At 64.9% G+C, this 14087-nt stretch carries 10 protein-coding genes; 5 read left to right on the top strand and 5 right to left on the bottom strand.

Annotation, left to right across the window (positions count from 1 at the left end; all coding sequences use genetic code 11):
• The first annotated feature begins 112 nt into the window (after positions 1-112).
• The 4 genes from OPU69_RS04665 (at position 113) to OPU69_RS04650 (ending at position 6073) form a co-directional block, all read left to right on the top strand.
• Complete coding sequence (locus tag OPU69_RS04665) at positions 113-1918, top strand: methyl-accepting chemotaxis protein (RefSeq protein WP_498509503.1); 1806 nt, start codon at positions 113-115, stop codon at positions 1916-1918.
• Positions 1919-2138: 220 nt separating this feature from the next.
• Positions 2139-3947 carry a methyl-accepting chemotaxis protein gene (locus OPU69_RS04660; RefSeq protein WP_498509502.1) on the top strand — a complete coding sequence of 603 codons (1809 nt, stop codon included), beginning with the start codon at positions 2139-2141 and terminating at the stop codon, positions 3945-3947.
• A gap of 85 nt (positions 3948-4032) precedes the next feature.
• Positions 4033-5376 carry an oxygen-independent coproporphyrinogen III oxidase gene (gene hemN, locus OPU69_RS04655; protein ID WP_498509501.1) on the top strand — a complete coding sequence of 448 codons (1344 nt, stop codon included), beginning with the start codon at positions 4033-4035 and terminating at the stop codon, positions 5374-5376.
• Between the two features lie 64 nt (positions 5377-5440).
• Positions 5441-6073, top strand: coding sequence for an isochorismatase family protein (locus OPU69_RS04650; protein ID WP_498509500.1), 633 nt, complete (start codon positions 5441-5443; stop codon positions 6071-6073).
• Between the two features lie 124 nt (positions 6074-6197).
• On the opposite strand, the gene OPU69_RS04645 is transcribed toward OPU69_RS04650, so the two are convergent.
• The 5 genes from OPU69_RS04645 to OPU69_RS04625 form a co-directional block, all read right to left on the bottom strand.
• Positions 6198-7409 carry a CaiB/BaiF CoA transferase family protein gene (locus OPU69_RS04645; protein WP_498509499.1) on the bottom strand — a complete coding sequence of 404 codons (1212 nt, stop codon included), beginning with the start codon at positions 7407-7409 and terminating at the stop codon, positions 6198-6200.
• 12 nt (positions 7410-7421) lie between these two features.
• On the bottom strand, positions 7422-9299 hold the full coding sequence (locus OPU69_RS04640) for a hydantoinase B/oxoprolinase family protein (protein ID WP_498509498.1): 1878 nt from the start codon (positions 9297-9299) through the stop codon (positions 7422-7424).
• 199 nt (positions 9300-9498) lie between these two features.
• Entirely contained in the window at positions 9499-11547 is a 2049-nt protein-coding gene (locus OPU69_RS04635; RefSeq protein ID WP_498509497.1) for a hydantoinase/oxoprolinase family protein, read from the bottom strand.
• A 58-nt stretch (positions 11548-11605) separates the two neighbouring features.
• Entirely contained in the window at positions 11606-12511 is a 906-nt protein-coding gene (locus tag OPU69_RS04630; RefSeq protein ID WP_498509496.1) for a hydroxymethylglutaryl-CoA lyase, read from the bottom strand.
• A 54-nt stretch (positions 12512-12565) separates the two neighbouring features.
• Positions 12566-13249 carry a GntR family transcriptional regulator gene (locus OPU69_RS04625; protein WP_060978934.1) on the bottom strand — a complete coding sequence of 228 codons (684 nt, stop codon included), beginning with the start codon at positions 13247-13249 and terminating at the stop codon, positions 12566-12568.
• Between the two features lie 186 nt (positions 13250-13435).
• On the opposite strand from OPU69_RS04625, the gene OPU69_RS04620 reads away from it, so the two are divergent.
• Entirely contained in the window at positions 13436-14083 is a 648-nt protein-coding gene (locus tag OPU69_RS04620) for an aspartate/glutamate racemase family protein (RefSeq protein ID WP_498509495.1), read from the top strand.
• The last annotated feature ends 4 nt before the right edge of the window (positions 14084-14087 follow it).

Genomic DNA, 14087 nt, shown 5'->3' with positions numbered 1-14087 from the left:
GTCCAGTCGTACGGGAGGCTACCCCCCAAAACAGGGGGGTCGAAGCTTAATGCAGCCGGCGTTCGCAATCGTTTGTGCGTGCTCCGGGTCGCCAATGAAAGGAGCGCGGACGATGGATCTGAAAAAGGCAACACTTATCGGGTCCGGCGTCATCTTCTCCACGGTCGCTGTCGCGGCGCTCTATGTCGGCACGACGTTGAGCACGATCAGCGTCGGCGGCCCGGTCGTTGCCGCAAACCAGCAGGCATCGGATCTGGTCGCCGATATCCTGCCGCCGCCCGTCTATATTCTGGAATCCTATCTGGAAGCGCGCCTGGCGATGGTCGAGCCGCGCGCGATGCGGCGCCATGCCGAGCGACTGGCAAAACTGCAGGGCGAATATGAGACCCGCCAGGCGCACTGGACCGCCTCGACCCTGCCCGATCCGCTCAAGGCGCAGCTGACCAGGGTCGATGCGCCCGCGCAACAGTTCTTTGCAGAGGTTGAAGGTCGCTTTCTCCCGAGCCTGAAGCGCGGCGACATGGCGGCGGCATCGGCGAGCATCGATGCCCTGGGCCGCGCCTATGCCGCACATCGGCGCGAGATCGACGAGCTGGTCGAGCAGACGTCCGCCTATCAGGCTGAAACGCGCGAAGCCGGCGCGGCTCAGGCCAGCTTTGCGTATTGGAGCATGGCGCTGGCGGGGCTCATCCTTGCTCTGGTGCTCGCAGCAGCCAATGGGCTGCTGTCGCGCTATGCGATCACCCCGCTCAAATCGGTCGCCGATACCATGCGGCGGATGGCCGGCGGCGATCTCGACGCGCGGGCCGAGGTCAAAAAGCCGGTCGACGAGATTGCCGACATGATCGCCGCGATCGAGGTTTTCCGCGCAGCCTCGCGGTCGCGGCTCGCCGCCGAGCAGAAACAGGCTTTCATCGTCCGCGAGTTGACCGGCGGGCTGGATGCGCTCGCTGCCAAGCAGCTGACCCGTCGCATCGACGCGCGTTTCCCCGACGAATATGAAGCGCTGCGCACCAGCTTCAACCAGACCATGGCAGAGCTGGCCGAGGTCCTGAGCCATAGCGTGGCATCGGCAGGCCATGTGCTGAACGGCGCGGCGGAGATCCGCTCCGCCTCGAACGATCTCGCCCAGCGCACCGAGCAGCAGGCCGCCAATCTGGAGGAAAGTGCGGCCGCGATGCGTGAGGTCACCGAGATGGTGCACCAGACCGCGCGCAACGCGACCGATGTCGGTCGCGACATTTCCGAAGCGCATGCGAGCGCCGCCGATGGCGGCAAGGTGGTCGCCCGCGCAGTAGCGGCGATGGACAGCATCCAGAAATCGGCGAGCCAGATCACCAGCATCATCGACGTGATCGACGGCATCGCCTTCCAGACCAACCTGCTCGCGCTCAACGCCGGGGTCGAGGCGGCGCGCGCGGGCGAGGCGGGCAAGGGCTTTGCCGTGGTCGCCAACGAGGTGCGCGCGCTCGCCCAGCGCTCCGCCGACGCAGCGCATGACATCAAGGACCTGATCACCACGTCGCACCAGTCGGTGGCCGACGGCGTGGCCCTGGTCGACGAGACCGGCGCGGTCCTGCTGCAGATCGGCGAGCGCGTGGCGAGGATCAACGCGCGCATTGCCGATATCGCGGACTCCGCACAGATGCAGGCGGTGCGGTTGCAGCAGGTCAATCTGGCGGTCGGCGACATGGACAAGATGACCCAGCAGAATGCCGCCATGGTCGAACAGTCCAACGCTGCCGCGCGCAGCCTGGCCGATGAAGCGAGCGAACTCGCGACGCTGGTCGAAGCCTTCGAAACCGGTCGGCCACAGGTTGCAGCGGTCAATACGCAAAGGCGCGCCGCTCCTCGCCTGCCGGTAATTTCAGGCAATCTTGCTCTCAAGTCCGATGATGGCGACTGGGCGGAATTCTGAAACGGCCGGAGACAGGCCGGAGGTAACGCTTTGATCCAGGATCAGTTCTATTCATTGTTACTCAAGCATAATTTGGCATTAACCATAAATTCAGCGCTTTGCGCGACCCTGCTGCTCATTCGCTATTCCAGACGGCCTTGTGCGAAGGCCGACACCCATCTCACGGGTCTCGATTGACGCGGGGACCGGGCGATCTGGCTGGCGCGAAAGGGCAGGACAGATGCAGATCGGCAAGGCCACGCTGGCAGGCACCGGCGTCATTTTCGCAACCCTGGCAGCGACCGCGCTATTCGTCGGCGCGGCGATGGCGACGATCAGCGTCGGCGGCCCGATCTCTAACGACAACCAGCAGGCGTCCGATCTCGTCGCCGATATCCTGCCGCCGCCCGTCTATATCCTCGAATCCTATCTCGAAGCGCGGCTCGCGATGGCCGAGCCTCAGCGGCTCGATCATCATGCGGCACGGCTGAAGAAGCTGCATGGCGAGTTCGACGCGCGTCAGAAGCACTGGGCCGCATCCACCCTGCCCGATGACCTGAAGGCCCAGGTGCACAAGGTCGATGCGCCTGCCCGCCGCTTCTATACCGAGCTTGAACAGTATTTCCTGCCCAGCCTGAAGCGCGGCGACGAGATCGCCGCCCGGCAGAGCATCGCGCGGCTCGCCGCCGCCTATGCCGATCACCGGCGCGAGATAGACCGGCTGGTCGAGCAGACCTCCGTCTATCAGGCCGCGACCCGGCAGACCGGCGACAGCTATGTCACCATGGCTTTTGTCGCGATGGCGGTGGCGGGGCTCGTCCTGCTGCTGGTGCTGGCCGCCGCCAATCTGCTGCTGCGGCGTCACCTGGTCGATCCGTTGAAGGCCGTGTCCCGGGTCATGTGGCGCATGGCCGAGGGCGATCTCAAGGCCGAAGCGGGGCTCGACAAGCCGATGGATGAAATCGCCGATATGATGCGCGCGATCGAGGTCTTCCGCAAATCCTCGCAGGCCTGTCTTGCCGCCGACGTCCAGGCGGGCGTGGTGCGCGAGCTGACCCTGGGTCTCGAGGCGCTCGCCAGTCGCAACCTCGCCTATCGTATCACCGCCGCCTTCCCGCCCGAGTTCGAACCGCTGCGGGTCAGCTTCAACAGCGCGACGGAGACGCTGTGCGCGGTGGTCACCCGCACCGCCGCTTCGGCGGGCAATGTGCTCAATGGCTCTGCCGAAATCCGCTCGGCCTCGGGTGATCTGGCGCAGCGTACCGAGCAGCAGGCGGCAAATATCGAAGAAAGCGCGGCGGCGATGCGCGAGGTCACCGGCATGGTGCAGCAAACCGCGAAGAACGCGTTCGAGGTCGGCCAGCAGGTCTCCGACGCGCATGGCAGCGCAACCGAGGGCGGCATCGTCGTCACCCGAGCAGTCGAGGCGATGGGGCATATCCAGAAATCCTCGAGCGAGATCACCAGCATCATCGACGTGATCGACGGCATTGCCTTCCAGACCAATCTGCTCGCGCTGAATGCCGGGGTCGAAGCCGCGCGTGCGGGCGAATCGGGCAAGGGCTTCGCCGTGGTCGCCAACGAGGTCCGCGCGCTTGCGCAGCGTTCCGCCGATGCCGCCAGCGACATCAAGGCGCTGATCGGGGCGTCGCACGCATCGGTGGCCGAAGGCGTGGCGCTGGTCGACGAGACCGGTACCGTGCTGATGCGGATCGGCGAACGTGTCGCCGCGATCAACGACCGCATCGCAGAGATCGCCGATTCCGCCCAGGCCCAGGCGCTGCGCCTGCAGCAGGTCAATCAGGCGGTCAGCGACATGGACAAGATGACGCAGCAGAATGCCGCGATGGTCGAGCAGTCCAACGCCGCCGCCCGCAGCCTGGCCGACGAGGCCAACGACCTTGCCCGTCTGGTCGAAGGCTTCGACACCGGCCAGCGCACAAGCCAGCCGCCCACGCGCCAGGCCCGCCCCAAGCATCGGCCCGCGCCGGTGGCCGGCAATCTGGCGCTGAAGGCCGATCCCGACGATGAGAGCTGGTCGAGCTTCTGAGCGAATTCCACGCACTGTGAAGGTCTTTCAGGGAACTTTGACCTCCATCAATGTTGCACCGCATGAAGCGGCATAATCTGCGGGCATGTGGACATATCACCCCGATCTGCTCAGCCGCCCCGTGCCGCGCTATACGAGCTATCCCACCGCGGCCGATTTCGGCGAGGATGTGGGGGCTCAGCATTATATGCGCGCGCTCGATGCGGTGGAATCGGGGGCCCCTCTCTCGCTCTATGTCCACATACCCTATTGCGAGCAGATCTGCTGGTATTGCGGCTGCAATACCGGCGCGGCGAACCGCAAGCATCGGCTGACCGATTATCTGACCGCCTTGCGCGCCGAGATCGCGATGGTCGCCAAAAGGCTCGGCGGGCGTGGACGCGTGCAGCATATCGCCTTTGGCGGGGGCAGCCCCAATGCCATCGCGCCGGTCGAGTTCGTACGCCTGCTCGACCGGATCATGACGGTGTTCGACTGCTCGCGCCCCGAGGTGTCGATCGAGATCGATCCGCGCAACTTCACCTCGGAATGGGCGCTGGTGCTCGCCTCGTCGCGGGTCAGCCGGGTAAGCATGGGGGTGCAGACCTTCGCGCCGCACATCCAGGCCGCGATCGGCCGCATCCAGCCGCTCGACCATATCGAGACCGCGATGACCAGCTTGCGCATGCGCGGCATCGATGCGATCAATTTCGATCTGATGTACGGCCTGCCCGGCCAGCATCTCGACGATCTCGACGCGACGCTGCAGCAGACCATCCGCCTTGCCCCCAGCCGCATCGCATTGTTCGGCTATGCGCACCTGCCCGACATGATCCCGCGGCAGAAGCGGATCGATGCACGCGATCTGCCCGATGACCGCGAGCGCTTCGAACAGGCCGCCTATGGCTATCTGACACTCACCCAGGCAGGCTATGTGCCGGTGGGATTCGACCATTTCGCGCTGCCGCATGATCCGCTCGCCATTGCCGCACGCGAGAACCGCGTGAACCGCAATTTCCAGGGCTTCACGCATGATGGTGCCTCGACGCTGCTGGGCTTCGGTGCCAGCGCGATCAGCATCTTTCCCGATCTGATCGTGCAGAACGAGAAGAATGCGGGCCCCTATCGCAAGCTGGTGGGCGAAGGCCGGCTGACGCCGACGCGCGGTGTCGCGCTCAATGCCGACGATATCCGCCGCGGCGATATCATCAATGCGCTGCTCTGCCGGGGCCGCGCGAGCCTGAACGACGAGTTCCTCCCTACTGCCCGCGCCGTGCTGACCGAGTTCGAACGGCGCGGGCTCCTTTTCTGGGAGGATCATGAGCTGGTGCTGGCCCAGGGTTCGGAACCTTATGCGCGGGTGATCGCCGCGCAGTTCGATGGCTTTCGCGGGCAAATTCATCCGCATGGCGGAGCCCAGCGCTTGCATTCCGCTGCGCCAGCCTGTTGAGCTTGGCCCCTTGAGACAGCAGGCCCGCGAATCAGCGGGGACCGGCGGCAAAGGGGGTCTGGCCATGACGGAATCGCAAGCGGCATCGAACTATGCGGGCGTGTTCGGCAACCGCATCGGCTTCGGCCAGCGCCCTGCCCTGCTGCTGATCGATTTCGTCCAGGCCTATTTCGATCCGGAATGTCCGCTCTATGCCGCCGTCGAGGATGCTCTGGCGAGCGCGATCCGGGTGCGCGATGCTGCACGTGCGGCGGACATCCCGATCATCTACACCAATGTCGTCTATCACCCCAGCATGGTCGATGGCGGCCGCTTCAAGCAGAAGACGCCGCTGCTCGCGGTGTTCAAGGCAGGATCACTGATGGGCGCCTGGCCGCAGGGGTTGGAGCCGAACGCCGACGAGCTCATCATTTCCAAGCAATATCCCAGCGCGTTTTTCGGCACGTCGCTCGCCGCGACGCTGACCGCGATGGGCGTCGACACGGTGCTGCTCACCGGGCTTTCCACCAGCGGCTGCGTGCGCGCGACCTGTGTCGATACCTCAAGCCACGGCTTCATCCCGATCGTCATCGCCGATGCCTGTGGCGACCGCCACCAGGCGCCGCACGAGGCGAACCTGTTCGACATGGACGCGAAATATGCCGATGTCGTGCGCGAGGCCGAGGCGCTCGACTATCTGGCAGGGTTGAAAGGCTGAACGAAGTTACGGCTGCCTGTCCCTTTCCGTCACCCCCGCGAAGGCGGGGGTCCCGCTTGTACGCAAGGTACAGAAAGAAGCGGGATTCCCGCTTTCGCGGGAATGACGGAGCAACAGGGCTGGATCAGATCGCGCCGGCGGCCTTCAGATTGTCGATCGTCTGCTGGTCCATGCCGAGCAATGTCCCATAGATCTCGTCATTATGCTCGCCGATGCTCTGCGGCGCGAGGCTGCGGATTCCGCTCGGCGTATCGGACAGCTTTGGGAAGCTGTTCTGCATCGCGAACTTGCCCCAGCGCGGGCTGTCGACCTCGACCAACGCCTCGCGCGCCTTGAAATGCTCGTCCTCGAGCATGTCCGCCGCACCGTAGATCCTGCCTGCGGGCACGCTGTACTCGATCATCAACGCCTCGACTTCGGCGACGGTCAGCGTCCTCGTCCAGGCCTCGATCAGATCATCGAGCTCCTTCTGGTTCTGCCCGCGCGCGACATGGCTGACATAGCGCGGATCGGTCGCAAGCTCCGGCCGCCCCATCGCCTGGCACAGCCGCGCGAACACCGCGTCCTGATTGGCGCCGATCAGATATTCGCCGTCGCTGCATTGGTAGACGTTGCTCGGCGCAATGCCTTCGAGGATCGATCCCGTGCGCTTGCGGACATGACCGCTGACCATGTACTCGGGCACCAGGCTTTCCATCACCTGCAGCACCGCCTCATAAAGCGCGCTGTCGACGACCTGGCCCTTGCCCGTTCGTTCGCGCGCATGCAGCGCGGCGAGCGCGCCCATGCAGCCATAAGTGGCCGCCAGGCTGTCGCCGATCGACACACCCATGCGGCTGGGCGGACGATCGGGATCGCCGACGATCGCGCGCCAGCCGCCCATCGCCTCGCCGATGCCGCCAAAGCCTGCGCGCGACGAATAAGGCCCGGTCTGACCATAGCCCGAGACGCGCACAATGATCAGGCGCGGGTTGATCGCGTGCAGCGCATCAGGGCCCAGACCCCATTTCTCGATCGTGCCGGGCTTGAAATTCTCGATCAGGATATCGGCATGCGCGGCGAGCTTGCGCACGACCTCCTGACCTTCGGCGACACGCAGATTGGCGGTCACCGACTTCTTGTTGCGCGAGACGACCTCCCACCACAATTTGTGCTCGCCATGGCCCCAGTTGCGCATGGGGTCGCCGCCGCCTTTTCCATCGATGGCCGGGGGTTCGACCTTGATCACTTCCGCGCCCATGTCGCCGAGCAACTGGCCGCAGAACGGGCCTGCGATCAACTGCCCCAGTTCGACGACACGAATGCCGGCCAATGCCCCCCGGTTTTCCTGGCTCATCTCATCCGTCCCTTATTCTGCAGCAATGGCGTAATTGGCCCAGCGCGGCTGGATCGGCGCGGGCAGCCCGGTTTCGGCCTCGCAATTGGCGCGCAAGGTCTCGATGCCAGGCCCGTAATCGAACAGCGGCAGATCGCCGCGACCGGCACGGATCTCCGCCCGCAGAGCCTCGGTTGCGGCCGGATCAACCACGCCTTCGCCATCGGCGACCACGCCATAGGCTTTGGCGCCGACAGGCGTGACCAGACCCTGGCGGATTTCCTTGCCTACCAGCTCGGGATCGCGCTCGAGCGGGTCGCCCCAGCCGCCGCCGCCCCAGGTGATGAAGTGCAGGACATCGCCCGCTTCGATGGCGACATCCTCCACCTTGTTGCCGACGATGGTTTGCGTGCCATCGGGCTTTTCGAGGATCTTGCGCGCGCGAGCGCCCGGCTTGCCGCCATTGACGCCCCAGGGCGGCACGAACCAGCGATCGTCATGAATGGCGATGACGCCCGGCTCGAGGAAACGATAGGTCATGACGATGCCGTTGCCGCCGCGATGCAGCCCCGCGCCGCCCGAGTCCGCGACGGTCTCATAGCGTTCGATGACCAGCGGGAAATAGCGCTCGAGAAACTCGTTGGGCACGTTGGTGAAGCCCGGCCAGAGCGAATGGCCGTCGGGCCCGTCGCCCATCGGACGGCCCGGAATGCCGCCAAAGCCGATCTGGAACAGCTGGAACCAGTCGCCCTTCTTGTCTGTCCCCGCATAGAACAGGTGCGGGCTGGACGAGAAGCCGGCGGCGTTGAGGAATTCGGGCGTCTTCTGCCCCAGCAGCCCGCCCAGGATGTCGAAGATGCGGCCCAGCGCATGGGTGCGGCCCGAAAGCGCGGCGGGATAGCGCGGCTTCAGCAGCGATCCTTCCGGAATGCGCACCTCGATCAGATCGTAGAACCCGTCGTTGAACAGGATCTGGGGATCGAAGACCATGATCATGTAAATGCCGAAGAACATCTTGAACATGTTCTCGTTGAGCAGGAAATTGATCGAGGCCTGGCTCTGCGGGTCGGTGCCGTCGAAATCGAGAATGACGGTATCGCCCTCGCGCCACATCGTGCATTTCAGCTTGTACGGGCCATAACCCATGCCGTCGTCGCAGATATAATCCTCGAAGCTGACCGGCTCCTCGCTGATCGCCTGGGTAAGCAGCGTCTTCATCGCGCGGTGGTTGCGCGCGAGCAGCTCCTGCGTGGCTGAGACATAGGTGTCGATGCCGAACCGCTCGCTCATCTCGATCACGCGGCGCGCGGCGACGCGGCATGATGCGATCAGTGCGTTCAAGTCCGCCGCGCACCAGGCGGGCGTTCGGCTCTGGTGCAGCACCAGCTTGACCAGATCCTCGTTATAGACGCCCTTCTTCCAGATCTTGACCGGCGGAATGCGCACGCCCTCCTGGAAAATGTTGGTCGCATCGATCGGCATAGACCCTGGCACCTTGCCGCCAATGTCGCTCTGGTGACCGAACATCGCCGTATAGGCGAGCAGGCGGCCATCCTTGAACACCGGCAGCAGCACCAGCCAGTCGTTGCAATGGCTGATCGCGCCGCCGACCGAATAGGGGTCGGACAGGAAGATCATGTCGCCGTCCTCGAGCGTGCCGTCATAGCCCTCGAGAAAGCCGCCGATAAAGCTGCCGAACTGGCCGACGATCATCCGCCCTTCATGGTCGGCGATCAGCGGAAAGGCATCGCCCTGCTCGCGGATACCCGGCGACATGGCGGTGCGCACCAGGGTTGCGTCCATCTCGATGCGCGCATTGCGCAGGGCGTTTTCGATGATGTCGAGCGTGACCGGATCGATCGCCTTTTTCTCGAACGGGGCGGTGTTGGTCTGGATGATGGTTGCGGGCATTAGAGCATCTCCAAATGCCCCTCTCCCCTTGCGGGAGAGGGTTGCGAAGTCTTGGCGACGAAGGAGCTTAGACGGAGCTGGGTCAGGGGGCGGCGACCGCGATGCTGCGCCATGCCCTCTCTAAGACTTGCTAGGCGGCAAGCTGCCAAGCCAAGTCTTTTCTCTCCCGTGAAGGGAGAGAAGTTTTCCGCGTTCCCCTTCATTTCAGCGTGATCAGGATGTTGCCGACACTGTCCACGGTGCCGGTGCAGTCCGCCTCGATCAGCGTGGTGGAATCCATTTCGATGACGATGGCGGGTCCGGAGATCACATCCCCGGCGAGCAGTTTCGATCGGTCGTAGATGATCGCCGGGACCATGCTACCGTCCATCCACAGCTCATGATCGCGCAGCTTGGCTGCCGATGGATCGCCATTACCCTCAGGCAGCTTGGCGGCAGGCAGGTCGAGCGCCTGGCCCATCGCCACGGCGCGCAGGTTCACGATCTCGTGCTCGCTGTCCATGTTGAAGGTGAACAGCCGATGGTGCTCCTCGTCGAAGCGCCCGGTCAGCCATTCGATGCCGTGGGTGTGCAGGTCATCGCGGGTGACCGACATCGGCACCTCGAAGGCTTGCCCCGCATAGCGGACATCGACCTCGAAGGTGATGGTCACATCGTCCTTCGCGACGCCTTCGGCGACCAGCTCGTCGCCGATCTGCGCCGCCATCTCGTCCAGAATGCCGCCCAGTTCCTCGAGCGTCGTCTGCGAAGCCAGGCGCGAGAAGCTGCGCGCGGTTTCGGTGCGCATCCGCGTCGTCGCATCGCCGAGCGCGCACAGCACGCCGGGGCTCACCGGCGAGATCGCAGGCCAGCTGCCCATCAGCCGCGCGACCGCGTTGACGTGCAGCGGGCCTGCCCCGCCAAAGCCCATCAGCGCAAAATCGCGCGGGTCATAGCCCTGCTGCACCGAGATCATGCGCAGCGCGCCGAACATGTTCTCGTTGACGATATCGATGATACCGCGTGCGGCGGCATAGAGGTCGATGCCGAGCGCATCGGCGATGGTCTGCACCGCCTTTTTCGCGCCTTCGCGGTCGAGCTTGAACGTGCCGCCGAGCAGCGCTTCGGGCAGATAGCCGAGCACGACATTGGCGTCGGTCACGGTGGGCAGTTCGCCGCCCTTGCCATAGGCGACCGGCCCCGGCACCGCGCCCGCCGATTGCGGGCCGACACGCAGCGCGCCGGTCAGTTCGGGCACATAGGCGATCGATCCACCGCCCGCCCCCACGGTCTTGACGTCGAGCGCCGAAGCACGGACCGAAAGGTGCCCGACCTCGGTCGTACGCACGCGGCGCGCCTCCAGATTCTCGATCAGCGCGACGTCGGTCGAGGTGCCGCCGACATCCAATGTCAGGATATTGTGGATACCGGCGTTTTTGCCGACCCAGATCGCACCGGTGACGCCACCCGCAGGCCCCGACATCAGCAGCGAGACGGGATGCTCTTCGGATTTTTCCGAAGACATGAGACCCCCGTCCGAGCGGAGCAGCGCCAGCTTGCCTGCCATGCCCGCATCGCGCAGCCGGCTGCGCAGGTTGCGGACATAGCGGCCCACGACCGGGCGCACCGCAGCGTTGGCGACGGTGGTCAGCGTGCGCTCGTACTCCTGCATCTCGGGCAGCACGACATGGCTCAGCGAAATCGGCACATCGGGCAGGATTTCGGCGGCGAGCTCTGCCACGCGCTTCTCGTGCGCGCCGTTCAGATACGCGTTCATCAGGCTGACCGTCAGCGCCTCGATCCCCTGGCCTTTCAGCTTCTCGAGCGCAGCGCGAATATCGGCATCATCGGTCGGGCGGATTTCCGACCCTTGCGCCGACATGCGGCCCTTGATCTCGACCGTGTCTTCCAATGCTGCGAGCGGGGTCGGCTTGGGCCAGACGATCCAGCCGGCGAGCCCGCCGGGGACGAAACTGCGCGCAATCTGCATCACCTGGCGATAGCCTTCGGTCACGATCAGGCCGACGCGCGCGCCCTTGCCCTCCAGCACCGCATTGGTCGCGACCGTCGTGCCGTGCAGGAAGATCTCGACATCCGCCGGCGTGATCCCGGCTTTGGCGCAGATCGCCTGCACGCCGATCAGAATGCCTTCGGAACTGTCATGCGGGGTCGAAGGGGTCTTGTGCCGCCAGAAGGCGCCAGATTGTTCGTCGAACAGCAGCAGATCGGTAAACGTGCCGCCGACATCGACACCCAGCCTGTAACTCATGCATTCACCCCTTCAATTGCCGGGCTTGGCGCCGACATGATTGATGTTTGGTTCCGCCTCAGGCTGCCGCGCGGGCAACCAGGGAAGGCAGCTCGCGACCGAGAATCCCGGCCATCCAGCGATTGGCCGCGATGGCGGCGTCCAGATTCATGCCGTGGTCGATCCCCGATTTCTCTGCGAGATAGATCAGCTCTTCGGTGGCGATATTGCCGGTAGCCCTGGGCGCAAACGGGCAGCCGCCCAGCCCGCCCAGGCTCGCATCGAGCACGGAAACCCCGGCCTGGATCGCCGCCCAGGCATTGGCGATGCCGGTGCCGCGCGTGTTGTGGAAATGCGCGCGCAGCGGAATGTCTGCTGGCACGAACTCGCTGAGCCGCCCGTACAGGTCGGTCACCTGCGCGGGCACCCCGACGCCGATCGTGTCGGCGAGCGCGATCTCGGACGGCCCCGCTTCCAGCACCGCCTTTGCGATGTCGACGATCCGCTGCGCGGGCACATCGCCCTCGAACGGGCAGCCGAACGCGGCCGAGATGGTCACCTGCGCGATCAGGCCGTTTTCCTTGGCAAAGCGGATCATCTCGCTCGCCTCGGCAATGCCTTCCGCCACCGTCTGGCCCTGGTTCTTCTGCCCGAACGTATCGGTGGCAACGATCACGCAGCCGATCTCGTCGACCCCGCGCCTGCCGCCTTCCCTGGTCGCCAGCGCGCGCAGCACGCCGCGCTTGTTGAGCGTCAGGCCGATGTAGGACACGTCCGCGCGGTCAGGCAGCCCGGCGATCACGGCTTCCGCATCGGCCATTTGCGGCACGCGCTGCGGGTGGACGAAGCTTGCCACCTCGAGCCGCCGCGCGCCTGCATCGATCATGCGGCCGATCATCTCCAGCTTGTCGGCAGTGGAGACGATATCGGGCTCGTTCTGCAGGCCGTCACGCGGGCCGACTTCGACAATCTGGATGCTGCTCATGGCGATGTTTGTATACATTTGTGGAGAGCCCGTCCAGCCGCTCGGAAAACTGACTCAGTCATTGGCCTGGCGCTGCTCCTTGTGGCGCTTGGCGGTGCTGCTGAAGACGTGGAAGGCGCGGCGGATATGGCTGGTCATCACTGCGCGGGCCCAGTGCGAATCGCGTGCGGTGAACGCGGCGATCAATTCGCGATGCTCACGCGCCGATTGCAGCAGCTCTTCGGTCTTGTACTGCGCGGCCGTGCGGCGGACCACCGGCTGTTCGACCAGCATCGGCAGCATGGCGGACAGGCGGGGAGAACGGGCGGCCTCCAGAATGATCTCGTGAAACCGCCGGTTTTGCGCCAGAAATGCGGTGACATCGGGCGGACTGCAACGCACCGCCGCGTCGAGAAGGTCGGAAATCCGGCCCAGTTCCTCGACCTGGCGGCCCGAGATGTTGCGCGCGGCGCGGCTGGCGGCATGGCCTTCGAGCATGCCGCGCAGCACGAACATCTCGTCGATATCGTCGGCCGACCAGTCCGCGACGAACAGCCGTTTCGAATCGCTGCGCACGATCAGCAGCTCGTTCTCGAGCCGCCGCACCGCCTCGCGCACCGGGGTACGCGACACGCCAGAAATGCGCGCGAGCTGTTCCTCGGTCAGCTGCTGGCCCGGTTCCGCGCGGCCCGAGAGCACGAACTGACGGATCTTGTCATAGGCGATATCCGATGCCCGCGGCGATGCTGCCTTTTCCATTGCCTGCCATCCCGTCCCGGGGTCACGCACCGCTCCGGCGTCCCATGCCCGGTGCGCGCCCAATTGCGCCGATCTTGCGCCAATCCAATTTCGGCCTTGACGATAGACATTTGTATACAATACCGTCAAGCCATGGATCGCGGTCGGACCAACCGATGCAGACGATCCCGAAAGGTGGGGTAGCGTATGGCTGATGATCGCCGCATCAAGGTGATAGTACCCATTCCCATGGACGAGGCCGGTGTCGCCGCCCGTGCCGCGCAGCTGCCTTCCGATTTCGTCCGCCCCGGCTTTACGCCCGAATTCGTCGCCGTCCCTTGGGGTGCGGCGTTGGGTGACAGCTATCACGACATGCTGCTGATGGACTGGACGGTGTTCCAGACCGGCATCACTGCCGAGGACGAGGGCTATGCCGGAGTGCTGATCGACACGGTCAGCGATTCGGGGCTGCGCGCGCTGCGCTCGCGCCTGTCGATCCCGGTGATCGGCCCCGGTGAAGCCGCGTTCGCCGCCGCGATGATGCTGGGCAAGAAGTTCACCGTGCTCACCATGTGGCCCGAATGGTTCCCGCTCTACCAGAAGACGCTGACCGAATATGGCTTCTGGGACCGCGTCGCCTCGCTGCGGTCGATCGACACCCGGCCCGATGTCACCGAGCTGCTCGCGGGCAAGGAAGAGGTGATCTTCGACAAGCTCAAGGCCGAAGCCACGCGCGCGATGGAAGAGGACGGCGCGGACGTGATCGTATTGGGCTCGACCACCATGCACCAGTCGGCGGCGTTCCTGGCGGCAAACCTGCCGATCCCGGTGATCAATCCCGGCCAGATTGCCTGAAAAT

This window comes from Blastomonas sp. 34TW (genome assembly GCF_059803595.1).
Note: the sequence above shows the minus strand (reverse complement) of the source record. Positions and strands in the feature narration are given on the sequence as shown.

Coding starts and splice junctions, on each gene's coding strand:
- OPU69_RS04665 (WP_498509503.1), top strand. CDS start 113: ATGGATCTGAAAAAGGCAACACTTATCGGGTCCGGCGTCATCTTCTCC.
- OPU69_RS04660 (WP_498509502.1), top strand. CDS start 2,139: ATGCAGATCGGCAAGGCCACGCTGGCAGGCACCGGCGTCATTTTCGCA.
- hemN (WP_498509501.1), top strand. CDS start 4,033: ATGTGGACATATCACCCCGATCTGCTCAGCCGCCCCGTGCCGCGCTAT.
- OPU69_RS04650 (WP_498509500.1), top strand. CDS start 5,441: ATGACGGAATCGCAAGCGGCATCGAACTATGCGGGCGTGTTCGGCAAC.
- OPU69_RS04645 (WP_498509499.1), bottom strand. CDS start 7,409: ATGAGCCAGGAAAACCGGGGGGCATTGGCCGGCATTCGTGTCGTCGAA.
- OPU69_RS04640 (WP_498509498.1), bottom strand. CDS start 9,299: ATGCCCGCAACCATCATCCAGACCAACACCGCCCCGTTCGAGAAAAAG.
- OPU69_RS04635 (WP_498509497.1), bottom strand. CDS start 11,547: ATGAGTTACAGGCTGGGTGTCGATGTCGGCGGCACGTTTACCGATCTG.
- OPU69_RS04630 (WP_498509496.1), bottom strand. CDS start 12,511: ATGAGCAGCATCCAGATTGTCGAAGTCGGCCCGCGTGACGGCCTGCAG.
- OPU69_RS04625 (WP_060978934.1), bottom strand. CDS start 13,249: ATGGAAAAGGCAGCATCGCCGCGGGCATCGGATATCGCCTATGACAAG.
- OPU69_RS04620 (WP_498509495.1), top strand. CDS start 13,436: ATGGCTGATGATCGCCGCATCAAGGTGATAGTACCCATTCCCATGGAC.